This is a genomic window from Clostridium sp. (assembly GCF_036642255.1).
Lineage (GTDB): Bacteria > Bacillota > Clostridia > Clostridiales > Clostridiaceae > Clostridium_J.
In genome coordinates this window covers 1-22,811 of the sequence record NZ_JAVWDJ010000003.1, presented here as the reverse complement: position 1 = coordinate 22,811, position 22,811 = coordinate 1, and the positions used below count along the sequence as shown (strand labels likewise).

The 22,811-nt window shown below is 31.1% G+C and carries 26 protein-coding genes; 24 read left to right on the top strand and 2 right to left on the bottom strand.

Going from position 1 to position 22,811, the window contains the following annotated elements; genetic code table 11:
• The first annotated feature begins 51 nt into the window (after positions 1–51).
• The 22 genes from RR409_RS01955 (at position 52) to RR409_RS01850 (ending at position 18,947) form a co-directional block, all read left to right on the top strand.
• Positions 52–372: a PadR family transcriptional regulator gene (locus RR409_RS01955; protein WP_332556039.1), complete on the top strand. Its 321-nt coding sequence runs from the start codon at positions 52–54 to the stop codon at positions 370–372.
• Between the two features lie 17 nt (positions 373–389).
• A complete protein-coding gene (locus RR409_RS01950) occupies positions 390–938 on the top strand; it encodes a DUF2812 domain-containing protein (protein WP_332556038.1) in 549 nt (182 codons plus the stop codon).
• 261 nt (positions 939–1,199) lie between these two features.
• A complete protein-coding gene (locus tag RR409_RS01945; protein ID WP_332556037.1) occupies positions 1,200–1,778 on the top strand; it encodes a TetR/AcrR family transcriptional regulator C-terminal domain-containing protein in 579 nt (192 codons plus the stop codon).
• 284 nt (positions 1,779–2,062) lie between these two features.
• On the top strand, positions 2,063–3,094 hold the full coding sequence (locus tag RR409_RS01940; protein WP_332556036.1) for a DUF5692 family protein: 1,032 nt from the start codon (positions 2,063–2,065) through the stop codon (positions 3,092–3,094).
• A gap of 498 nt (positions 3,095–3,592) precedes the next feature.
• Positions 3,593–4,264, top strand: a complete 672-nt coding sequence (gene hypB, locus RR409_RS01935) for a hydrogenase nickel incorporation protein HypB (protein ID WP_332556035.1) — start codon at positions 3,593–3,595, stop codon at positions 4,262–4,264.
• Positions 4,265–4,300: 36 nt separating this feature from the next.
• Positions 4,301–6,991 carry an FAD-dependent oxidoreductase gene (locus RR409_RS01930; RefSeq protein ID WP_332556034.1) on the top strand — a complete coding sequence of 897 codons (2,691 nt, stop codon included), beginning with the start codon at positions 4,301–4,303 and terminating at the stop codon, positions 6,989–6,991.
• A gap of 306 nt (positions 6,992–7,297) precedes the next feature.
• Complete coding sequence (locus RR409_RS01925; protein WP_332556033.1) at positions 7,298–7,639, top strand: hydrogenase maturation nickel metallochaperone HypA; 342 nt, start codon at positions 7,298–7,300, stop codon at positions 7,637–7,639.
• Between the two features lie 360 nt (positions 7,640–7,999).
• Entirely contained in the window at positions 8,000–8,446 is a 447-nt protein-coding gene (locus RR409_RS01920; protein WP_332556032.1) for a MarR family transcriptional regulator, read from the top strand.
• A gap of 91 nt (positions 8,447–8,537) precedes the next feature.
• Complete coding sequence (locus tag RR409_RS01915) at positions 8,538–9,239, top strand: pirin family protein (protein ID WP_332556031.1); 702 nt, start codon at positions 8,538–8,540, stop codon at positions 9,237–9,239.
• A gap of 98 nt (positions 9,240–9,337) precedes the next feature.
• Positions 9,338–9,958, top strand: coding sequence for a nitroreductase family protein (locus RR409_RS01910; RefSeq protein ID WP_332556030.1), 621 nt, complete (start codon positions 9,338–9,340; stop codon positions 9,956–9,958).
• Between the two features lie 111 nt (positions 9,959–10,069).
• A complete protein-coding gene (locus RR409_RS01905) occupies positions 10,070–10,669 on the top strand; it encodes a nitroreductase family protein (protein ID WP_332556029.1) in 600 nt (199 codons plus the stop codon).
• Positions 10,670–10,947: 278 nt separating this feature from the next.
• Positions 10,948–11,136: a DUF1858 domain-containing protein gene (locus RR409_RS01900; protein ID WP_332556028.1), complete on the top strand. Its 189-nt coding sequence runs from the start codon at positions 10,948–10,950 to the stop codon at positions 11,134–11,136.
• A gap of 212 nt (positions 11,137–11,348) precedes the next feature.
• Complete coding sequence (locus RR409_RS01895; protein WP_332556027.1) at positions 11,349–11,762, top strand: (2Fe-2S)-binding protein; 414 nt, start codon at positions 11,349–11,351, stop codon at positions 11,760–11,762.
• A gap of 359 nt (positions 11,763–12,121) precedes the next feature.
• Positions 12,122–12,649, top strand: a complete 528-nt coding sequence (locus RR409_RS01890) for an RNA polymerase sigma factor (RefSeq protein ID WP_332556026.1) — start codon at positions 12,122–12,124, stop codon at positions 12,647–12,649.
• 2 nt (positions 12,650–12,651) lie between these two features.
• Positions 12,652–14,199 carry a DUF4179 domain-containing protein gene (locus RR409_RS01885; protein WP_332556025.1) on the top strand — a complete coding sequence of 516 codons (1,548 nt, stop codon included), beginning with the start codon at positions 12,652–12,654 and terminating at the stop codon, positions 14,197–14,199.
• A gap of 325 nt (positions 14,200–14,524) precedes the next feature.
• Positions 14,525–14,722, top strand: coding sequence for an alpha/beta-type small acid-soluble spore protein (locus tag RR409_RS01880; RefSeq protein WP_332556024.1), 198 nt, complete (start codon positions 14,525–14,527; stop codon positions 14,720–14,722).
• Between the two features lie 391 nt (positions 14,723–15,113).
• Positions 15,114–15,671: a 2'-5' RNA ligase family protein gene (locus tag RR409_RS01875; RefSeq protein WP_332556023.1), complete on the top strand. Its 558-nt coding sequence runs from the start codon at positions 15,114–15,116 to the stop codon at positions 15,669–15,671.
• 91 nt (positions 15,672–15,762) lie between these two features.
• Positions 15,763–16,107, top strand: a complete 345-nt coding sequence (locus RR409_RS01870) for a hypothetical protein (RefSeq protein ID WP_332556022.1) — start codon at positions 15,763–15,765, stop codon at positions 16,105–16,107.
• 57 nt (positions 16,108–16,164) lie between these two features.
• On the top strand, positions 16,165–16,611 hold the full coding sequence (locus RR409_RS01865) for a peptide deformylase (RefSeq protein ID WP_332556021.1): 447 nt from the start codon (positions 16,165–16,167) through the stop codon (positions 16,609–16,611).
• Positions 16,612–16,667: 56 nt separating this feature from the next.
• The gene (locus RR409_RS01860) at positions 16,668–17,171 is read left to right on the top strand and encodes a hypothetical protein (RefSeq protein ID WP_332556020.1); all 504 of its coding nucleotides are present in this window, start codon (positions 16,668–16,670) and stop codon (positions 17,169–17,171) included.
• A gap of 512 nt (positions 17,172–17,683) precedes the next feature.
• Positions 17,684–18,187: a hypothetical protein gene (locus tag RR409_RS01855; protein ID WP_332556019.1), complete on the top strand. Its 504-nt coding sequence runs from the start codon at positions 17,684–17,686 to the stop codon at positions 18,185–18,187.
• 217 nt (positions 18,188–18,404) lie between these two features.
• Positions 18,405–18,947: a GNAT family N-acetyltransferase gene (locus RR409_RS01850; protein WP_332556018.1), complete on the top strand. Its 543-nt coding sequence runs from the start codon at positions 18,405–18,407 to the stop codon at positions 18,945–18,947.
• Between the two features lie 301 nt (positions 18,948–19,248).
• Here RR409_RS01850 and RR409_RS01845 read toward each other — a convergent pair whose 3' ends face one another.
• On the bottom strand, positions 19,249–20,172 hold the full coding sequence (locus tag RR409_RS01845) for an AEC family transporter (RefSeq protein WP_332556017.1): 924 nt from the start codon (positions 20,170–20,172) through the stop codon (positions 19,249–19,251).
• A gap of 225 nt (positions 20,173–20,397) precedes the next feature.
• Between RR409_RS01845 and RR409_RS01840 the strand changes: the two genes are divergently transcribed.
• Both RR409_RS01840 and RR409_RS01835 read left to right on the top strand, forming a co-directional pair.
• Positions 20,398–20,982, top strand: coding sequence for a hypothetical protein (locus tag RR409_RS01840; RefSeq protein WP_332556016.1), 585 nt, complete (start codon positions 20,398–20,400; stop codon positions 20,980–20,982).
• Positions 20,983–21,209: 227 nt separating this feature from the next.
• Complete coding sequence (locus RR409_RS01835; protein WP_332556015.1) at positions 21,210–22,217, top strand: DUF5700 domain-containing putative Zn-dependent protease; 1,008 nt, start codon at positions 21,210–21,212, stop codon at positions 22,215–22,217.
• A 250-nt stretch (positions 22,218–22,467) separates the two neighbouring features.
• On the opposite strand, the gene RR409_RS01830 is transcribed toward RR409_RS01835, so the two are convergent.
• Positions 22,468–22,811 (bottom strand): Nif3-like dinuclear metal center hexameric protein (locus RR409_RS01830; protein WP_332556014.1); only part of this gene is annotated, 344 nt, incomplete at its 5' end.

The following is a 22,811-nucleotide window of genomic DNA, read 5'->3' as shown; positions in this document are numbered from 1 at the left end:
TTTAATGATATATCATTAAATGATATATATATGAATAGGAAGGAGATTTTCATGGCAAGAAAAGATTCTATTGATATTGGGGAGCTAACAGATTCTGCTTTTTATATTTTATCTAGTGTTATTGAGGAAAAGCACGGATACCTAATTATGAAAACTATTGAGAACTATACTAATAATGAAGTTAGTATGGGGCCGGCATCACTTTATACAACATTAAAAAAGCTTTTAAGTGCAGATTTGGTGGAGTTATATTCTGACACAGATGAAAATAAAAAAGTATACAAGATTACAAATAAAGGGCGAGATATGCTTATAAAAGAGATTGAGCGTAAAAAAAGGATGATAAAATTTGCTGAAAATTTTTTGGATTGAAGTAGGGGGGGATATTTATGGGAAGCAAATATGTAATGATTAGCGGACTTGCTTTTAGTGAAGAAAATGATATGAAAAAGTTAAACAATTATGCAAGTAAAGGTTGGATTCTTGAAGATATAGTGGGAGGTCTTTTTTATAAATTAAAAAAAGATAAGCCTCAAGACATTGTATATACCTTAGACTATCAAACAGAGGCTACAGAGGAATATTTTAGTATATTTGAAGAAGCAGGATGGAAACTTGTTATTTCTATAGAAAAACAAATGCACATTTTTTCAGCACAAGCTGGAACTAAACCAATTTATAGTGATTATGAATCAGAAATAGATAAATACACAAGCATGAAAAATCGCACAGGAAAAGGAACACTTTATTCTGCAATAGTAGCTATAATACTGATGTATTTATCAAATGTTTCCATAAAGGTTGCAAGACCTATGTTTCTGATTCTCCTTGGATTATCAATAATTAATATTTTTGTATTTACCTTTAATTTTATGCCGTATTTAGCCTACAATTTTAGAATAAAAAAAATAAAAAAGAGAATAAATGAAAAAAGGTAATAATGAATAAAAACGTATTGGAGAAATCTAATACGTTTTTTATTTGCAATGATTCTGGATGAAGCATAGAAATCTTCAGGTTAGAAGATATAATTTTTTATTACAGTAAACTCTATAAATATTATATAATAGAACTAGAAAGTATAAATTTTAACAAATTTTCAAAAGTTTAAAAGCAATGTTGAGGGAGACTAAGGAAATTCAGTTGATATATATTGGGGATAAATAAAATGGTCTATTTAAATAATGGGGGATATATTTATGAAACAATGCGCTAAGCCTGCAATAATCAATTCATTTAAGGAATTATTAAGTAAAAAGTCTATGGATAAGGTTACTGTAAAAGAAATATGCACATTATGTGGTGTAAACCGACAGACCTTTTACTACTACTTCAGAGATATTGTAGACATCCTAAGTTTTATAATTTTTGAAGAATTATCGCTAGAAATTGCACAAAACAGAACCTTTGAAACCTGGGAAGGTGGCTTTCTAGCCACAATGAATTATTTCAAGAAAAATTCAAAAATGATTTTGCATATATACAATTCTTCTTATTGGAATGATGCTAAACTATACTTTGCAGATTTCTCAAATATGCTGCTGAACAATGTGGTTAATGAATGTGCTAGTAATGCAGGGTTGAAATTACAGGATAAAGATTTACTCTTTATTGTTAATTTTTATAGACATATTTTTAATGGGTTAATGTTGGACTGGGTAAGTGAGGGGATGAAAGAAGAGCCCCAAGTTATTCTTAGAAAGCTTTTACTAATGATAACTGGAAGTATTCCTCGTTCAGTTGTTGCTTTTGTAGAGTATGACACAAAAGCATTATGATAAGCCAATTTAAATGAGAGAAACAACTTCAGTAATATTTAATTCTTTAAAAGGAGTTGTTTCTAAATTTAAAATTAAATAATAAAACCTAGCTAGGGTTAAAAGGTATTCTACAGAGAAGACAAACTATAAAAGTCCACTCTGTAGTTTTTTTATTATGAGAGAACGTTTAAATGCCTGCAACCAGACACTTTGGGCTATGTGTCTATTGTGAGTATTTTAACAAAAATTGTATAATTAAATTAAAAACAATATTAGATTTATAAAAATAAGGGGGTTAATTTATGTTTGTTTTTAATTATGCTGAAGGGGCAACAGTATTTAACGTTTGGGGTGTTTGGATACTAGTTTTTGCAATACTCTTTGGCTTAAACGAAATAACTCGCAGATGGAAACATGCCGGTTTTTTTTGTTTTGTTATTTTGCCAATAATACTTTCAACAGTATGGTTCACAGTACTAAGAGATACCACCTACACAGACTGGTTCCATTTAGCAAAAGTTTATTCTTCCACTGCAGGATGTATCGGTTTTTGGTGCATCAGGCATGTTAAGGGTAAAAACAAATTAACAGGTAAGGAATGGAGAATGTCTGAAATGAAATGGGCATTATGTTTCCCACCTCTAATCCTTGCTATAAATATATTAGAAGCAGTAGCTCGTGATTTTCAAGTTGGTATGTTATATCAAGGTGGAGGAATCTTAGCGGATGATGCTATGTATGTACTTGGTGGTTCATGGAATTTCATGAATGGTATAGCTGGTATTTTAAATATCATAACTATCACCGGATGGGTAGGAATATGTATAAGAAAGAAAACCGCAAAGGATGGAAGCAGAGACATGTTGTGGCCTGATATGCTATGGTTTTGGATTATAGCTTATGATCTTTGGAACTTTGCTTATACTTATAACTGTTTACCAGGACATGCTTGGTATTGCGGTTTTGCATTACTTTTGGCACCAACTCTTTGTGCTTTTACAGTGGGAAAAGGAGCATGGTTACAGCATCGCGCACAAACCCTAGCACTATGGTGCATGTTTGCACAAACATTCCCTGCATTTATTGATAAGGGTGCATTTGCAGTGGCATCATCTTATAATCCTGTGCCTCTTTTCGCCTTTAGTTTTGCTGCATTACTTGCTAATATTGCAGTATTTGCTTATATGATCTATAAGATAATGAAGACAAAGAGAAATCCATATCGAGGGGAGCTTTACACAGACTTATATAAATATCAAGAGGTTAAAGACCTTGCAGAATATAAGTTAGTAAAAAGTGGATCCAAGTTAAAAGGTCATTATACAAGCAGCTAGAAGTCTAAGAGAACAAAGATAATTAGCACAAAGTGGAATTCATATGAGAGGAAGCTTTGAAGAGACTTATATAAATATCAAGAGGTAAGGAACTTGCAGAATATAAGTTTCTAAAAAAAGGCTCCATGTTAAAAGGTCATTATGCAATGGGCTAGAAGCTTAAGAGAATAAAGGTAGTTAGCAGAAGCTAGAATTCATATGGAGAAAGCTTTGCACAGGTCTAAATAAATATGAGAAAGTTAAGGTGCTTTCAGAAGATAAGTTAATTAAAAGGGATTCAAAATTAAAAAATCATTATATCAGTACCTAAAATTCTTAAGGAAATCATGGTAAGTTCATAAAAGTTTAAATTGATTTTGGATCCCTTTAAATATGTAATGAAGTGTCAAAAAAATAACAATGAATTTATATTACTATACAAAACTAAAAGATTAAAAGCTGTTTTTTATCTTTCAAGAGAAAGAATAAAATTCAAGATAAACTGGAGGGAAAGATTATATGGATAACTATAAAATTCTTGAGATTAAGCAAAGTGTTTTTGAGGACAACAATCATCAAGCAGATTTGCTTAGGGAAGAACTAAAAAAAGAGAAGACCTTTTTATTGAATTTGATGTCATCCCCAGGGTCTGGTAAGACCACAACTGTTTTAAGAACCATTGAAGCTTTGAAGAAGGAAATGAACATTGGGGTTTTAGAAGCGGATATTGACTCAGATGTGGATGCTCATACTGTTTCGAAGACGGGTGCAAAGGTTATCCAATTACATACAGGGGGTATGTGTCATCTAGACGCAGATATGACTAAACAAGGGCTACAAGGTCTAGGAACAGAAGGCATTGATTTTGTGATTTTAGAAAATGTAGGGAACTTGGTATGCCCAGCAGAATTTGATACTGGGTCATCAAAAAATGCCATGATTTTAAGTGTACCAGAGGGAGATGACAAGCCTTTAAAATATCCTTTAATGTTTTCCATCGTGGATATTTTGCTAATTAACAAGATGGATACAATAGGTATTTTTGATTTTGACTTAGAAGCAGTGAAACAACGAGTAAAAAAATTAAATCCTAATATCAAGGTTATTCCAATCTCTGCTAAAAAGGGAGAAGGAATGGATGAGTGGATGGATTGGATACGTACTGAAGTGAAAAACTGGAACAGTAAATAAAGCCATAGTGAAACATTATTTGGGGGGCAAATATAAATGGTAAAAGAAAAAGTTTTAGATCTTGCGAACAAGATTAGTAGGACAAAGCGTGGTTCAAAATCAGAAATTAAGCCGGAAAATCCGGAGTATAAGATTTTGGAACCTGTTGTTACAGAAGAAATGGCAGAGGTGGCACTCTTCCTAGAATTAAGAATACCACATAGTGCAAAAGAAATTGCTGCACTATGTGGCAAATCTGAAGAAAGAACATCAGAGCTTTTATGGGAATTAGCAATGGCAGGAGCTGCCTTTGTTAATAAAATTGATGGTGTGGATAAATATTGGCATGAAATTTGGGTGCCAGGACATATGGAAATGATGGTTAATCATAAAGAGAATGTTAAAAAGTATCCGCAAATTGGTAAGGCTTTTGATGACTATGGAAAATTAAGAGGTCCTAAGGCCACAGGAAATGTACCAGTAGGCTCAGGCCCTATGCGTGTTATTCCTATCGAACAAGCTATTCAAGGTGAAACTAGAAGAGCTTCCTATGAAGAAGTTTCCAAGTATCTCAATGAAAATACTATTTTTTCAGTGTCTGATTGCTCCTGTCGTACTTCAAGAGAAGTTATGGGAGAAGGCTGCGGCCACTTGAAGGAAGATATGTGTATTCAACTTGGCCATGCTGCTGAATATTATATTCGTACAGGTAGAGGCAGAGAGATAACTCGAGAAGAAGCCTTTGAAATTATTAAAAGAGCAGAAGAAAATGGTTTGATGCATAGTATTCCTAATACCGATGGTCCAGGAAAAACCCACGCCATTTGTAATTGTTGTGGTTGTTCATGCTTTGCTTTAAGAATTGCAAATATGTTCATAAATCCTGATATGGTGCGTTCAAATTATGTTTCTCAGGTAGATAAAGATAAATGTGTTGCTTGTGGAGAATGTGTTGAAAATTGCCCAACTGGTGCCTTGAAACTAGGACAAAAAATCTGTACAAAAACTCCTATTAAAGAGAAGAAGAGAGAGCTTCCTCACGATACAGAGTGGGGTCCAGAAAAATGGAATCCAGATTATCGCACTAACAGAAAAGTTGTAGTGGATACAGGAACAAGTCCTTGTAAAGCAGAATGTCCTGCACACATTGGTATTCAGGGTTATATAAAGCTTGCAGCTCAAGAAAGATATACTGAAGCCCTTGAACTTATCAAAAAGGAAAATCCTTTCCCAGCAGTATGTGGACGTATTTGCCCAAGAAAGTGTGAATCAGCTTGTACTAGAGGTGATATTGATGATCCTATTGCTATCGATGATATCAAGAAATTCATTGCACAGCAGGATTTGAACAAGGACATTAGATATGTGCCTAAAAAAAGACATGAATACGGAAATAAAATTGCGGTGATTGGTGCTGGTCCTTCTGGACTTTCCTGCGCTTTTTATTTAGCTATTGACGGTTATAAAGTATCAGTGTTTGAAAAACAAAAGGCTCTTGGTGGTATGCTTACTCTTGGAATCCCTTCCTTCAGATTAGAAAAAGAAGTAGTTAATGCAGAAATTCAAATTTTGAAAGAAATGGGAGTTCAGTTTAGCACAGGGGTTGAAGTTGGAAAAGATATAAGTCTAAATGATTTAAGAGCACAAGGCTTTGAGGCGTTTTATTTGGCAATAGGTGCTCAAAGTGGCAGAAAGCTTGGCATTGAAGGTGAAGATGCACAAGGGGTTATCACTGGGGTAGATTTTCTGCGAAGAGTAAATCTAGGGGAAGAGTTGAAATTACAAGGAGAAACTATTGTAATAGGTGGAGGAAATGTTGCCATTGATGTGGCTAGAACCGCTGAAAGAATTGGTGCTTCTAAGGTAGATATGTATTGCTTAGAAAGTCGAGAAGAAATGCCAGCTCTACAAGAAGAAATTGAAGAGGCTTTATCAGAGGATATTAGCATAAATAATTCATGGGGTCCTAAGAGAATTCTTGTGGAAAACGGTATCGTTACAGGGGTAGAATTCAAAAAATGTGTTTCTGTCTTCGATGACAATGGGAAGTTTAATCCTAAATTTGATGAAAATGATATTAAGATAGTGAAGGCAAATAATGTGCTGATTTCAGTAGGGCAAGGAATGGATTGGGGCAGTCTATTACAAAACTCCAAAATAGAATTGAACCGAAACAACACTGTGAAGGCTGATCCTCTTACTTTGCAAACAGGAGAGTGCGATGTGTTTGCTGGTGGAGATGCCTTAACAGGACCCAAATTTGCTATAGATGCTATTGCACTAGGCAAAGAAGGTGCAATTTCAATCCACCGCTACGTTCATACAGGACAAAGTTTAACCATAGGCCGTATAAGAAGAGATTATCGAAGTCTTGATAAAGATAATCTTGAACTAGGGGGCTATGATTATGCTTCAAGGGAACAGGTTAGCCATATTGATGGAAATAAATCAAAAGAAACTTTCAGGGATTTACGTACTACCTTTACAGAAGAGCAGGTTAAGAAGGAAACAGAACGTTGCCTTAGCTGTGGTGCTACAGTTGTGGATGAATTCCTTTGTGTAGGCTGCGGGGCTTGTACTACAAAATGCAAATATGATGCAATTAAACTAGTAAGAGTGTATGATAAAGAAAATCCAGAATTTAATCGTATGAAGTCTGGTATTATAAAACATGCTTTAAAACGTAAGGTGAGAATTGCAGTGAAAAAGCCAGTAAAATTATTCAAAGCTATTTTTGAAAAAGAATAATAGATTTAAGGAAACAAATCTTAATAAAAGAATAATAATAGTAATTCATCAATATACAGTAAAAAAATAATAAAAGCAATAAAGAAGTTTTAGTAAAAAATAGTGTGAGTAAGAAGTACCAAGCCTTATTAATAGAAGTTGCAAAAATAAGTGATGATAAAGAATTGAAAAGGCTAAAGAGTAACAAAGGTAAAATAATTAATATAAGTAATAATAAAATAAAAAAATTGCAAAGTTCATAAATAGAACACGGGAAAGTATGGCTTTTCCGTGTTTGAACTTTCATTTCAAAAGAGGTGATTTTTTTTGCATGAATTAGGAGTTGTGATAGAAGTTATCAAAACTGTAGAAAACATAGCATTAAAAAATGGATTAACAAAAATTGAGACTTTGGTGCTTCAAATTGGGGAGCTGTCTTCCATGATTCCAAGATATATTGAAGCTTGTTATCCAGCTGCAGTGGAGGGAACCTTGCTAGAAGACACGGAATTAAAAATTGAGATATTACCTGGGAATGGGATTTGTAAAAAGTGTAATAAAGTTTTTAATCTTATTGAACATAATAGCAAATGTCCAAGTTGTCAAAGTGAGGTTTGGGAGCTTTTAGGTGGGAAAGAGTTTATGATTAAGGAAATTGTTGCGTGTTAGAAAGATATTCCTAAGATATTATACAAGTTTTACTTTGTTAATGGAATTTGTAATCAGGGGGAGATTATTAAGGCGTAAAGAGCATAGGGAAAGTGCTTAATGGTCCACAATGCCTAGGTGAATTAAACTCACATATAAGGGAAGAATAGTTATAAGAAGGAGCATTAGTGATTCTAGTGCTTTTTTCTTTGTTATTGATTTTTATGCCAAGCTAAGGAATTTGATTTTATAGCTGGATCCAAAAGATATGGTGAGGTTTTATTACCCATTTAAATTTCTATATAATTTCAAAAACAAGTTAGAATAAATTTAAATTAAAAAGCTATTGACATTATTACTAATTAGTAATAAAATTAAGACATGGATAACAAGAAAACATCTTACGGAGAATTAAACGATCTAAATTTAAAAACTTTAATTGCATTAAGCAGAGCAACAAATAGTGTTCATAAAAGAGAATATAAAACTATAAAAGAAGGAGGCCTAACGGTTTCACAATTTTCAGTCCTAGAAGTTTTGTACCATAAAGGTGCTTTAAGAGTTCAAGAAATAATAGAAAAAACTCTTTCAACAGGTGGAAACATGACGGTGGTTATCGAGAACTTAGTTAAAGATGAACTGGTTATGAGATATAAAGATCCTGAAGATAAAAGAGTTAGTTTAGTAAGTATAACAGACAAAGGAAAAGCTATTATCGATAGCATTTTTCCAAAGCATGTTGAAAACATAAATGAAATTTTCAGCAGTTTAACAGCGGAAGAAAAGAAAAATTTAATAAGTTTATTGAAGAAATTATCAGGTGTATAAGTAATACACCTTGCATTTTAAAATAATATTACTAATTAGTAATAGATTAATGAAAAATTTAATTGAAATATTTAAAACAGGAGGTATAGAAATGTTAAGAAAGATAGAAAGTAAACTCATGGGCTCCAGTGACTTGGGATGGTTAAAAAGTAAATTCCACTTTTCTTTTGCAGAGTATTACAATCCTAATAATATAAGGTTTGGAAGCTTAAGAGTTATTAATGATGATTTAATAAATCCAAAAACAGGGTTTGATACTCATCCTCACAGGGATATGGAGATTATCTCCTATGTGATAGACGGTGAACTAACTCATGGAGATAGCATGGGAAACAAAAGAACTTTAAAACGTGGAGAAGTGCAATATATGAGCGCAGGTACTGGAATTTATCATAGTGAACATAACTTAGGTGATGATGTAGCAAGACTTCTTCAAATATGGATTTATCCAGATAAAGCAGGATATAAACCAAATTACGGAGAATATAGATTCCAGTGGGAAGAGAGAAAAGATAAGTGGCTTCACATGGTATCAAATAAAGAAGGGAATGCACCTGTTAAGATTAATCAAGACGTAAACCTATCAGCCTTAGAGTTAGAAGAAAACAAAGAAATAGAGTTTGAAGTTAAAAAAGGCAGGCAGGCTTATTTAGTACAAATAGAAGGTGAAGGAAATATTAATGGCATAGATTTAAATCCAAGAGATGCAATGGAAATCATTGAAGAGAATATAAAAATTAAAGCTAAATCTCTTTCACATTATTTAATAATTGAAATGGAAAAAAGTCAATAAAAATAAAGTTTAGGCCATTATTCATGAAAACTCATGAAAATGGAAGTAAAGGTAAATAAAATATAAATTAAATTTGTTTTATGGGGGACGGGTAATTAATGAAAGAATTTTTAGAAGTAGTAAGGGAAAGACGATCAGCTAATAAATTCATAGAAAACATTCAAATTCCAAGAGAGGATTTTAAAGATATATTTAGAGAACTTTCTTTAGCACCATCTGCCTTTAATCTACAACACGGAAAATACTATGTTGTAGAAGACAAGGCACTTACAGAACAGGTTTATGATGCAGCCTATAAGCAATATAAAATAAAAACTGCTTCTGCCACAATAATAGTTACAGGTAATAAAAATGCATATAAGTCAGCGGATAAAATCTATGAAGGCTCAAGATTATTGGGAATGATTGATAAAACTGAATATGACATTATGATTAACACTATTAATAATCTCTACGAAGGTTGGGGAGAAAGCTTTAAACACGATGAAGCTATAAGAAATGCTTCACTATCAGCCATGTTATTTATGTTATTAGCTAAAAATAAAGGTTGGGATACATGTCCAATGATATATTTTGATAAAGCTAAAATCAGTGATATATTAAATATTCCAGATAATGAAGTGCCAGTTATAATGATTACCATGGGAAAAATGGATAACACTAGCAATAAAATAAGGGGCTATAGAAAACCCGCTGATGAATTTGTTAAGTTTTATTAAAGTAATAAAAATAGGTATTAAATATCAGTTTAAGTAAATAAAATTAATATTAAAGTAAAATTAAAGTAAAATTAAAGTAAAATAATTAAATAAAATTGGAGGATTATTAATATGAAAAAAGATTTTTACTCTGCAGTAGCAGAAAGACGTTCATTCTATGGTATAAGTAAGGAAGAAATAGTATCAGATGAAAGAATAAAGGAAATAGTTGAACATGGAGTAAAACATACACCATCAGCTTTTAACTCTCAAAGTGCTAGAGTGATTTTACTGCTTGATAAGCAGCACGATAAATTGTGGGATATTACAATGGAAGCTCTAAGAAAAATAGTTCCTGCAGACAAGTTTAAACCAACTGAGGAAAAAATAAATTCATTCAAAAGTGGATATGGCACTGTTTTATTCTTTGAAGATAACAGCATAGTTGAAGGTCTTCAAAATCAGTTTCCTCTTTACAAGGATAACTTCCCAGTTTGGTCACAGCAATCAAGCGGAATGCACCAATTTGTTATATGGACTTCCTTAGAAATAGAAGGTTTTGGAGTATCTCTTCAACACTATAATGAATTAATTGAAGCTGAAGTTAAAAATGCATGGAGTGTTCCAGTGAGCTGGAAGCTAATAGCGCAAATGCCTTTTGGAAAACCAACAGCACAGCCTGATGAAAAACAATTTCAGCCATTAGAAGAGAGAGTTAAGGTATTTAAATAATTTGTTCAAGAAGAAAACTAATTAATGATATTTTCAATGTATTGATATTAGTGAAAAGAAATTCAATTATATTAACAAAGAAAAATAAGGTGTATAAATATGTACACCTTATCTTTTGGAGTGATATTACTAATTAGTAATATTTACAAGTAAACAAAAAAATAGAAAATATGTGTTTTGCAGAAAATTAATTAGCAGTATGTTTATCCAAGTGAAAAGATAGTAAGTAATTAGAAAACTAAGTTCAAATAAATAGAAATTAATAAGGAGTGTATGAAATGAAAATTGAAAGAACAACATTAATAAAAGATATAGTTAAAGTGGGGCCAAAAGCAATTGAAATATTAATGAGCTTTGGTATGGGGTGTATTGGTTGCCCTGCATCTCAAAGTGAGAGTATAGAGGAAGCGGCTGCAGTTCATGGAATCGAAATAGAGAAGTTACTTCAAAGTCTAAATAGTATTTAAAAGCAGTTTGAAAGCTTCAAATCTGTAGGCTTCTATAATAGTAGTTGCTCAACCTATGAAAAAATTATTTTGGTGTAACAAAATAATTTTGTTCATAAAGGTACTTTGTTAAGTCTAAATCTAAGTCCTGAGTTGAAGACATAAATAGCTTGCCGGCATTTTAATAGAAAAAAGGTTTAAATAAAATAACACTTAAATGGAGGAATTTACAAATGATAAAATCAATAATTTCAAAAATCTTTAAAGCAAAAGGTGAAAATAGGTTGAATAATAGCAAAGTAGTATGTGGATGTTTTAAAGTTACAGATGAAGATATAAAGAATACTATAAAAAATGGTGCTAATTCCTTCGAAGAGGTACAAGCCATTACTAAGGTAGGTACTGGTTGTGGAAATTGTACAGGTAGTGTGAAAAAATTAGTAGATGATTTATTACTAGAAAGAAAAATCAATGAAAATGCAGTAGTTTGTGGATGTTTTAAACTTACCGTACAAGACTTAATGAATGCTATAAAAAATGGTGCTAAGTCTTTTGAAGAAGTACAGGCAATTACAAAAGTCGGTACTGGATGTGGTGGATGTATAGAAGGAAATAAAGCATTAGTTGCTCAATTATTAGCAAAATAATTAAAATCAATCACCTATTGGGTGATTGTTTTTTTTCTGCAAAAATAAATAGTTTTTTATGATTAAGTTTTAAACTTAGATAAATTCAACATCATTTTTCATTCTATGCATTTTGTGACAAGGGATGGTATAGTTGGTATATAGATACATAATCTTTGATTTGTAAAATACAATATGGAAGCTAAATTAATTTGTGATTTTGTTGTATCGTCTTTCCTAAAAGGTGATTGTTGAAACCCCATAAGGTGAAAATAGGTTGCTACTTAAATATATTGTTTTTACGCGGAAAATATTTTTTTAAATACTGAAACTTTTTATATAGGTTATGAATCTTATTAGTGTAGAAAGGGAGTGAGATAGTGATTGATGAAATGGATATATCCATGGTTATTAAGAGTATTAAAAGAGGAAAAGTTGAGATTTTACTGCAGTGGATAGATGAAAATAAACAGAAACTTTATAGGCTGTGTTGGTCTTATCTTAAAAATGAATCAGATATTGAGGATGTGTTTCACAACACTATAATTAAGGTTGTCGAAGAGATTAACAATCTTCAAAAGGAACAGGCTTTTCAGAGCTGGTTTATTACAATAATGCTAAATGAATGTAGAAAAACATTGAGATATAGACGTAAAGTGCAGCCTTCAGAGTATGTAGAAATTGATATAAAAGATTCAGATTCAGAAAATCAAGTTGAAAGATTGGATCTTATTGATGGATTAAAGCAGATTCAAGAGGAATACAAGGAGTTAATCATTCTAAAGTATTACAGTGGCTATTCTCAAAAGGAGATAGCAGAAATGTTAGATATGCCCCTTGGAACTGTCAAGACGAAGCTATTCAGAGGATTAAAAATACTGAAAGATATATTGAGAAGGGAGGATTAAATATGAAGTGTGATGAGGTTAAACAATATTTTATAGATTATTTAGAGGACAATTTAGCTGATGAAGAAAAACTAAATATTAATATCCACCTGGAGGGTTGCTCAGAATGTAGAGCAGAATTGTTGGAACTTAAAAGTTTAGTTAATGAAATAAATGAAAACAAAGAAGAGATAAATGTACCAGTAGACTTTATGGATAAGATTAGAGAAAGAGCTTTGAAAATAAATAATCCAGAAGCAAAGAGAAAGAAAAGACCTTTAAAGGTATTTTTCATTGCTGCAGTGATTTTAACTTTGTCAGTGGGCACCGTATTTGCAGATAAGTTTCCCTTTGCTGAGCTTTTCAAGTTAATGAACCCCGAACCCCGAATTGAGAATATTGTAGATAAGGGAAAGGGAGATAGATTAAATATATCTAAAATAGATAAGGATATTAAGATTACTATTACGGATGTAGTGGCAGATAATCTTCAAACTTTAATTTCATATAAAATTGAGGACTTAAAAAGTGGCAAAGAATACAGAGTGAAATATAATGATGGAATTGATATAAAAGAAAGATGGGTAAAGCAATTAGAAGATACAGATATAGAAATGTATACCTCTATGTTTAGCAAGGAAGGTAAGGGGATTTTGACCTTGTATCCTATTGATACTGAGAAAAAAACAATAAATCTTTCATTTAATAAGCTTGAGACAAAAGTGGATGGCTCTTTAGAAGAAGTAGAAGGAAATTGGAGCTTTGAAATCCCAATTAAGAAATATGAAGGCAAAACTTATGATATCAAGGCAAGTGTCAAGATTGATGACTACACTATTTATTTCAATAAAATAACCATAGCACCAACCCTTACTAAACTAAGCTTTAGTCACACCAGTGGCACAAATAAAAATGCAGAACTAATAGGCCTAGAAGATGTGAGAATAGTTGCCAATGGCAGAGAATATAAGCACTACAACTTTGGACATGGAGACTGGAACCCCTATTCAAGCATTGGGTTTGGGGATTCTGAAATGACTTTTGAATCCATGTATTTTGATGAACCTAAGAATCTTGAAATAAAGATAAGTAGGATAAATAAAGAGATTACTGAGGAGGAGCCAAAGGAATTTACCATTAAGCTAGATGAAACTGCACCTCAGGAATTTGATTATCTTGGAACAAAGCTATATGTAGAGAATTTAAAAGTTGGTGAGGAAATTGCTTTTGACTTAAAACAACCACTTTATAATAAGGACTATGAAATATTATCAACCAACTTTTATTCTGTTGAAGGCTTCGGTTCAGAGAAGTACTTTTCTACTGGGGGAAATTATACTAAAGCTTACTATATAGATAAAGATAATAATAAATATGAATTCTATGATGCACTTCTAAACTGGGATGAAATAAGGGGAAAGAATCCAGCAATGTATATAGAAAATACTAATTGGAGACTTAAGCCTGTGGATGGATTTGATATTAAGAAGGAAGATGCTATTAAGATGAATATAAGTGGATATAGAAAAACAATTTTTGTGGATGAAAGCGTAAAAGTAAAATTAAAATAAGCACATTTACTCTATGACTTTATCATTTATCAAAGTTTTAATGTTAAGTAATTTTTGATTATTGTGTTCTTCTCGATGAAGTGAGACACGCCAGATACTGCCTAATATAGTGGGAAATGCAGTGAAATCTGTAGGATACTTAACATTAAAATTTTCCCTACCTTACAAAAGAAGCTTAATCAGCCTTAGAATTGCAAAGGTTACTTATTTTTCCCAGTATTTCCTCCAAAATCCTAGTTTAATATAGGTGAAATTGCACAAACTTATATTACATTCAATACAAGTGTCAAATGACACAATTTATGTATAATAGAGGAGGATTTGTATGTCAAACAGAAGTAACAACAGAGCATTAGTACCAGAAGCTAAAGAAGGTTTAAACCAATTTAAAATGGAAGCTGCAAAAGAAGTTGGAGTTAGCTTAAAACAAGGTTACAATGGAGATCTAACTTCTAGAGAAGCAGGTTCTGTTGGCGGACAAATGGTTAAGAGAATGGTAGAAGCTTACGAAAGAAATTTATAATATCAATCTCAGACTTAAATAATTCCAAAAAAAGAAGTTATCTAATATAGAAATAATCTGTATTAGATAACTTCTTTCTTTGTGTTCAATAATAAACGATATCACACAACTTTTATATTATTGAATATTGCAGTAGAAGAACAAATAGCCTCTAAATAAGAAATTAGTGTTCATTAAAGGAGTTAGGTAATATGGTGGCGAATTTATCAGAAAATATTAAGATATTCAGAATGGGAAATAAGTAGAATGCAGGGGGACCAAAGTCAAACCTTAAGGTATATATGGTTCTCTTAAAACATTTTAAAAGGGATATGTTAATAAAGAATATATTGGATCACTGAATTGTTTTTGAAACAGCTGGATATAAGAACAAGTTCTAGGGGGAGATTTTATGTATGCATATGCATTTGTAGGTTATTTAGATAATGAAACCGAAGCACAATTAAAGAAAATATGGAGTGATTTGAGTGATAATAATGTTACTCAATATGGAGTAGAAAACAAAGGAAAGAGACCGCATATTACTATTGCAGATTATGATAATTTGGATAAAAACAGATTCATTGAACTGTTAAATAAATATTACAAAGACAAATCAAAAATAGATATTTCATTAAACATATTAGGAACTTTTGTTAACACAGGAACTTTGTTTATTGCTCCAACCATAAGCACTGATCTGTTTGAGTTTCATAAGGGTCATCATAGCTACTTTAAATTATTTAACGAAAATGAAAATTCATTTTATCTACCTGGAAAATGGAGCCCACACTGCACTATAGCAAGTAGACTAAGCGAAGAAAATATGGTACAAGCCTTTAAGTACTGTAAAAACCACATAACTAGAATAAGCAGCAAAATAAATGAAGTGGCTTTAATAGAAATTGAGCTTAATAACGATGGAGTGGCAATAGAAGATATAGTTATTTTTTCAAAAGTTCTAAAATAACTTACAGAATACTATTCTTAATTGTGGCAGAGTAAGATATTGTGAAGTATAGTTGTAATTTAATTATCTTGTTGGTGAAAGAAGGAATGCAATGAGAATTCGAAAAATAGTTTTTATTAGTGTGATCTTATTAGTTATGTTCATAATAACATTCTTTATATACACAAGATTTTGTTTAGATAGATATGAAATGAAAGATAATGGCAATACAGTAATAATCAACAATAGTATTTATATTCGTAGCAATTCTATCGATATTTCTGATGAAGAAGGCCTAGGCAAAACTATAGGAATAGCCATAGAAGGTAAAAGAATAATAACCGACTATATATGGCCATATTGGGTTATGGAATATAAGAATGACAAAGAGCATAACCGTATCTTTATAAGAGGACTAATGGGTTCTGGTGGAGTTTATGAGAAAAATCCTAAATGATTTTAATTACACAATGGTAACTATAAATAAATTTATAGTATTTAGGGGGTAAAAATTATGGCTTCAAGAGAAATATTGTTATTAGGAAATGAAAATTTATATACAATTTGTAAGGAAGTATCAAAGGATGAGATTGATAAAGCTAAACAAGTAGTTACAGATTTACATGATACAATGATGGAATTCAGAAAAAAGTATGGTTTTGGGAGAGCAATTGCAGCTCCTCAAATTAATGAGTTTTTCAGAATAATATATATGAATTTTGATGGTTCCTCAATAGCCTTAATAAACCCTCGACTAGAAGTCAGTGACACTGAAAAATTTGAGATGTGGGATGATTGTATGAGCTTCCCAGGGTTAGAAGTGAAGCTATATAGATATGAAAAGTGTACAATCTACTACAAAGATTTGGAATGGAAGGATTGTGTTTTAGAGGTTTCAGGGGATTTATCTGAATTAATACAACATGAATATGACCACCTTGATGGTGTACTAGCTGTATAAAAGGCAATAGATAATAAATCATTTAGAGTAAATAAAGATAAGTCAGGGTGTTTTTAATGTTGAAGCTTATTAAAAGAACATGGGTTAAAGTATTTATGTTAGCTATAGTAATTGCTATGCTTTCTGTTACTTTATTCGGTATCTTTAATAATGGTAAAGACATAAAAAATTCACAGGACTTTATTATTGCTTTGAAGTCAAAAGGTTATAATGATGAAGTTATTGAGATGCCAGAGAATAATTTTAAATTTTTTCAGTTTTCTAATATACATAAAGCTATTATAATTAAGAATTTTTCTTATATAAATTTTTATGAATTTGAAACAGAGGAACTAGCAGAATCTGCGGCAGAAACAATTTCAAAAGGTGCAAATAAGATAGGGACAGCATATATAGATTGGGGAACAGCAGTTAAGTTTTATACCAAGGGAAATATAATTGTCCAGTATGAGGGCACTGATTTTAAGACACTGTGGCATTTAAGGGTTATTATGGGTAAACCAGTAGCAAGTAGTGAGATAGGATTTTTGATATATAAGAAATTTTTCAGTAAGAATTGATGAAATTAAGGAAGTAATATCATAATAAAGGAGAAATAAATTGAATACTCTTGGTGCATTCATGGTTAGTGTAGGAATAATCTTTCTTGTTTATTCTGTTATATCAAGAAAAAAAGTAAATATTTACAATAGAGGAGATAACAAAATCATACTTAATGAACACAAGTTTTTAAGGCTACAGTTATATATTTCAATTTTAAATTCAGCATATCTCATTATATTTGGATTTATTGTGATCGAATATAACTTAATTAACGTATATATAGCGCTATTTCCGGTATTATTCCACTTTATAAATTATTTAGTAATATTAATAGGAAAAGCAAAACAGTATATAAGATAAAGTTAAAAAGTATATATTGTATTTTCTTCTACTTTAAAACTACATAAGTTGCTAAAAATTAATGAAAATTAATTAAAAGTTAAAGTGAAAATTACATTTAAAAGTTATCTTAAGTGTTAAATTACAATAATCATTGTTATCTATCAGAGTTTGTGTGAGAGGTGATAAAATGAAAAGAAATAGGATGCTATGGGGCTTATTATTGCTTACTTTTTTTATAGTTGGTTGTAGAAATAACATTAAGGAAAAGGTTACTCAATTGGATAAAACCATAAATGAACCTAAAGTTAACTCAGGAAATCAAACAAATGAAAAGAATGAGGAATACAGTATTAAGCCTAATCTAATATATTATGTTCTAGTTGATGAGTACCTTGAAAGTAATGATGTGAAAAATCCTAACACAAGCCAATTAATAAGACATTTTATGTGTTATAACGGAGTTGAAAGCAGTATATATCCTTATACAAGTACAGTGGTTTCAGAGAAAGTAAATAACATTGATGAGCTTAGAAAAACACTTCTTTTGGATAATCCTGAGGAGCTCAAATTACCACCAAATACAATTGTAAGTACTGATGTTTTAAATAAATGGAAATCACAAAATTATGATGATTCAAGCAGTTATTCTGATGAATCTCCTAAGGGATTAACTTATGATGAAATACAATAATTTATTAGAGTTCTAATTTTATATGATAAAGCTTTATATATTATGAACTTGAAGGCTTCAAGGCAACTTTAAAATAGTGAAAGTTCAAATGGAGATATTCATTGAATACTTTTATCCTGAGCCTCATTTATACAAATAACAAAGATTTATATATAATAAACTTGGGGCAAATTATTATTTAAATATATACTAAACTAAAATTTAAGGAGAGAAAAACATGGACAAAGATTTATTTCATTCACTAGAAGGAACAGATATCTATTTTAAATTAATAAGCACTGAGGATACAGAAGATATGCATGAATATACTTCAGATAAGGAATGTAAAAGATTTATAGGTTGGAGACTTATGCAAAATCCTGATGAAACACGTGAGTTTATTGAGGAACTAGTAAGGCGTGAATCAGCAGGTACTCATTTGTATGCTTCTGTTGTATTAAAATCAAATGACAAAGTTATAGGCACTGTTATGCTCTTTAATTTTGACAAAGAAGCAAACCAAGCTGAAGTAGGTTATGTGTTTAATAGAGGTTATTGGGGCAAGGGGTATGGCACAGAGAGTATAGCTTTGGTGAGTAAATTTGGTTTTGAATCTCTTAAGCTTCATAAACTTCATGCAAGTGTAGTGGGGGCAAATATCGGTTCAGCTAGATTACTAGAGAAGAACGGGTATGAGCTAGAAGGAAGATTAAAAGATCACTTTTTCATAGAAGATAAATATTATGATGATTTACTGTTTGGTAAATTTGAAGCTAATTAATATTAGATAAATCATAATATATTCATATAGATATAGATTACAGTATAAAATTAATACATATTTCAAGGAGTTGAGTTAAGAGCTTAGCTCCTTTATACGTTACACTTATTTACACGAACTTTCCTCAGTTAATTTTTATTTAGTTCCTCTCTTTTTATAATATAGCTAGAATATTAATTCCAGTAATCTCTAAAAACAATTAAATTATAACTGAAGAAAGCATTAAGAGTTTTGAAGTTCTTAATGCTTTTCATATTTAGAACGTAAAAAACATAAGTATATTTAGTGAAGTGGATGGTTTTTATATTATTATCCGTAGAAGTACAGGCAAGGTGAATATGGACAGCAGCGTAGTGGCAACTACAACTACAGCAGCATACTCTCTTTTTATATTAAAGCTATCTGCAAATATGGAAGTCATTGCAGCAGCAGGCATAGAACCTAAAATAATCAGTGAATTTGATACTACGGATCTGTCTTTTATTAATATGGATATAGAATATAGAATCAAAGGGATTATGATTAGTTTTACAGCTATGCCATAGTATAATGTTAAGTCCGTTAAATGTTCCCTTATGTTAATCTTAGAGCAAGCTGCGCCAACTATAATCATTGATAATGGACCGGTCATGGTGCCTATAGAATTAGCACTGGCTGAAATTACTTCTGGAAGTTTCAGATCAAAGACCATCAGAGCTATTCCAAGATAAACAGCAATAAGTGATGGGTTCCGCAATGCCTTAAGTATTTCTTTTATCAGCTCATTTTTCTCTAGGTTACCTTTAAAGATGATAATTCCATAGGTCCAAAGAAAAATATTAAAAAACACATTGAATATTGAACCGTACATAACTGCTTCTGCACCATATATAGCATTTAATATAGGAAAACCAATGTAGCCAGTATTAGTAAATATATTTGCAAAGTGCAGTATGATCTTTCTTTCTTTTTTTATTGGTATCGTTAAAATCTTAGATACAAGTGCAAGTATAATATATGTTGCAAAACTATAATAAAAGGTCTTCAAAACATTACTTTTCACAGCTTCATCATAGGAGAAGTTAAAAGAGGTAATAATCATGCAGGGCAGTGCTATGTCTAGAAGTATAGAGGTTAGCCCCTTACTCACTCTGCCATCTATGATTCCTTTTTTACCACAATATATACCTGCGAGCATTATTAAAAATAAAGAAATAACTCCCTTTATGATAACTGGCATTTCCATTTCTTCACCTCCTAATTTCAGTATCATTTATCTTATTCATAAGCTTTTGCTTTTGTGCTTTTCAACAAGAATGATTAAGAAATTAGAACTTCAGCATCACCTTAATAATCACAGAATAAATAAATTATCACTGTAAAGTTCATTTGTAGTGAATGAAGAGTATAAAAAGATGGCTTCATCAATTGACTAAAGGGAATAAGGTATAGGTTTTCCATGGAGACTTATTTGAAAAGTATGATAGTTTATCCTGTTTTTACCAAAGCTTGTGATAAAATAGATAGTAAGAGAAATTTAAGAGGAGAAGAAATAATGCTTAAAGATAAGAAAGCAAAAAACTTTATATTTATTGTTATTATTTTAGTAACAGCAGTAGAAGCATACTTTGGTTATAAGGTGTATATAGATTATGTGGGAATATACCAAGTGGGGATTTTTATGCCTTTCATACTTCAACCTGATGTATATAAAACATTATTTATAAAAGAAAAAGTTTTTTATAAGTTAAGGATTGTTATTGCAGTACTAATATCATTTATTTTACCTGTAACAATTTATTTCACACTACCTAACTATACATATATTGAAGGGAAACTGAAGGTTGAACAACATTTTGGACAAAACAAAAATATTTCATTTAATTATTACTCAATGGGCAAAAATTCCATACCTCTTAGTAATAACCCTAAACAATTATTCGTATCTAATAGAGCATATTATTATGAAGTTGCATCAGAAGAGGGCATTAAATACTTTTTTATTGTTAATCCACTAACTGGAGAGTTGATACAATTATCTAAAAGATTTTGGTAATATTGAATTTATGATGACTTATAACATTAGTTGATAAAGCAGAAAAGAAATTATACTGGGTTGAATTCATAGCTATAAATAACCTTAAATGGAATATAAGTAACAATGCATTTAAGTTAGCTTTGGCTGAAAGTGGCCAGATATATAAAGAAATCAAGGTAAATTCATGAAATATAAATTTAGTTAGTTAGAAATGTCTTTATGTTGAAGTTAGTAGGGGGATAAAAATGTGCGAAAAAATAGGTGAAGTTATATTAGATATTTCAGGTTATGATTCATTCGCTGAGTTGTGTCAAAAGAAATCAGTATCAAACAGTGATGTTGAGAGATTGCTATCCATAAATTCATATACTAAAGCCATTGACCTTATGGGAGCAAATTGGGGATTACCTCACAAGAAACACTGGATAGAATATTTTTCAAAGGGTTTTCAGTGCGATGATGATACAGTAAATTCAGTATTACTATCATCAATTCAATTGCAAGGAGCAGACCACTTAAAAAAAGCAAGAAGTAATATAGTAGAACTAAATAAGGTGCAACATAGAATCCAAAAGGCAATTGAAAGTAGAGAATTTATAAAAATTGCAAGTAAATACATCCCTAATGATGTATTTGAAGATAGCATAGAAGTCATAGTTCTTGTATTTGCACCCAATGCTGGTGGAAATAAAAGCATTATTATTGATGTGCCATTTTTACTTCAATATAGTGAGGATGAAATATCAAGAATTCTTGCTCATGAACTTCACCATATACTAAGGAGTAAAGTTGAGAAAGAATACCTATGGAAAGAAGAATATGAGGGAATTGGGCAAGCATTATTTTGGTTCGAATCAGAGGGGACTGCTGATTTATGCAATTTTCAGGAAACAGCTAAAATATACTCGGATTTTGGTTATGCAAGGCCAGGACAAATCAGCGAGACTTTGCAAAATATAAGTTACTATATAAAAGAAACAAATAACCTCATTACTGAAATTCTTAAAGGTAGAAAGACATCTAAGGAGCTGGTGAAATTTCTTAGTGAAGATGTGAGATTTCATACTATTGGATACTTTCTAGCAAAAACAATAAGCAACACATTTGGGAATGATGTTGTAGGGAAAGTAGTTGGAGACCCTATTGAGTTTCTTAATATATATCAAAAGGCTTGCAAAGCCAATAAAAACGAAAGTCAGTATGGTTTTAGTGATGAAATGTTAGAGCTACTTGAAGCAGCATATATAAAATAATATTGTACAAACTGTATAGAGCCATGGTACAAATAATACTTCATGGAATAAGTTATCAGTGACTTGGAAAGTTGTAGGAGTTTGGCATTGTTTTTTTATAACAATATGTAGATTATATACATAATTTATAGAAAAGTGATTGTGGATTTTAAATTGCCACATAAAAATACTGTAAAATTCCTTCATGAATAGTACAGTATTTTAATAATTATTTGGTTTTATTTTAGTCGTTAAATTAGAATGTTATGTGTTATTTTATATTCGCTTCATAATGCTTTTCATTAAGTCTCACTATTTTAAGTACTTTTTTATTCTCATTCAGTTTCAATGCTAAACTTTGAATTCCAAAGATTTCTGTGAAAGTATGACTCCCAATGATAAGATTTATCCCTTTAAACTGAGCATATTGAATGGTATACAAATTACATTCACCTGTAATGTATACATCACACTTATTTTCAACTGCTTCCTTAAGGCAAGCTGTTGGCCCTCCATTACCACAGACTAAGCCCACATGCTTCACCTTTTTGTTATTGAATCGCCAAGATTTAACTGGTTCTTCAAGTAGATTTTCAATATTTTTTACTAATTCAT

Coding starts and splice junctions, on each gene's coding strand:
- RR409_RS01845 (WP_332556017.1), bottom strand. CDS start 20,172: ATGGAAATGCCAGTTATCATAAAGGGAGTTATTTCTTTATTTTTAATA.
- RR409_RS01950 (WP_332556038.1), top strand. CDS start 390: ATGGGAAGCAAATATGTAATGATTAGCGGACTTGCTTTTAGTGAAGAA.
- RR409_RS01870 (WP_332556022.1), top strand. CDS start 15,763: ATGAGAATTCGAAAAATAGTTTTTATTAGTGTGATCTTATTAGTTATG.
- hypB (WP_332556035.1), top strand. CDS start 3,593: ATGGATAACTATAAAATTCTTGAGATTAAGCAAAGTGTTTTTGAGGAC.
- RR409_RS01860 (WP_332556020.1), top strand. CDS start 16,668: ATGTTGAAGCTTATTAAAAGAACATGGGTTAAAGTATTTATGTTAGCT.
- RR409_RS01885 (WP_332556025.1), top strand. CDS start 12,652: ATGAAGTGTGATGAGGTTAAACAATATTTTATAGATTATTTAGAGGAC.
- RR409_RS01940 (WP_332556036.1), top strand. CDS start 2,063: ATGTTTGTTTTTAATTATGCTGAAGGGGCAACAGTATTTAACGTTTGG.
- RR409_RS01930 (WP_332556034.1), top strand. CDS start 4,301: ATGGTAAAAGAAAAAGTTTTAGATCTTGCGAACAAGATTAGTAGGACA.
- RR409_RS01945 (WP_332556037.1), top strand. CDS start 1,200: ATGAAACAATGCGCTAAGCCTGCAATAATCAATTCATTTAAGGAATTA.
- RR409_RS01905 (WP_332556029.1), top strand. CDS start 10,070: ATGAAAAAAGATTTTTACTCTGCAGTAGCAGAAAGACGTTCATTCTAT.
- RR409_RS01895 (WP_332556027.1), top strand. CDS start 11,349: ATGATAAAATCAATAATTTCAAAAATCTTTAAAGCAAAAGGTGAAAAT.
- RR409_RS01850 (WP_332556018.1), top strand. CDS start 18,405: ATGGACAAAGATTTATTTCATTCACTAGAAGGAACAGATATCTATTTT.
- RR409_RS01855 (WP_332556019.1), top strand. CDS start 17,684: ATGAAAAGAAATAGGATGCTATGGGGCTTATTATTGCTTACTTTTTTT.
- RR409_RS01900 (WP_332556028.1), top strand. CDS start 10,948: ATGAAAATTGAAAGAACAACATTAATAAAAGATATAGTTAAAGTGGGG.
- RR409_RS01880 (WP_332556024.1), top strand. CDS start 14,525: ATGTCAAACAGAAGTAACAACAGAGCATTAGTACCAGAAGCTAAAGAA.
- RR409_RS01865 (WP_332556021.1), top strand. CDS start 16,165: ATGGCTTCAAGAGAAATATTGTTATTAGGAAATGAAAATTTATATACA.
- RR409_RS01955 (WP_332556039.1), top strand. CDS start 52: ATGGCAAGAAAAGATTCTATTGATATTGGGGAGCTAACAGATTCTGCT.
- RR409_RS01875 (WP_332556023.1), top strand. CDS start 15,114: ATGTATGCATATGCATTTGTAGGTTATTTAGATAATGAAACCGAAGCA.
- RR409_RS01915 (WP_332556031.1), top strand. CDS start 8,538: ATGTTAAGAAAGATAGAAAGTAAACTCATGGGCTCCAGTGACTTGGGA.
- RR409_RS01920 (WP_332556032.1), top strand. CDS start 8,000: ATGGATAACAAGAAAACATCTTACGGAGAATTAAACGATCTAAATTTA.
- RR409_RS01835 (WP_332556015.1), top strand. CDS start 21,210: ATGTGCGAAAAAATAGGTGAAGTTATATTAGATATTTCAGGTTATGAT.
- RR409_RS01910 (WP_332556030.1), top strand. CDS start 9,338: ATGAAAGAATTTTTAGAAGTAGTAAGGGAAAGACGATCAGCTAATAAA.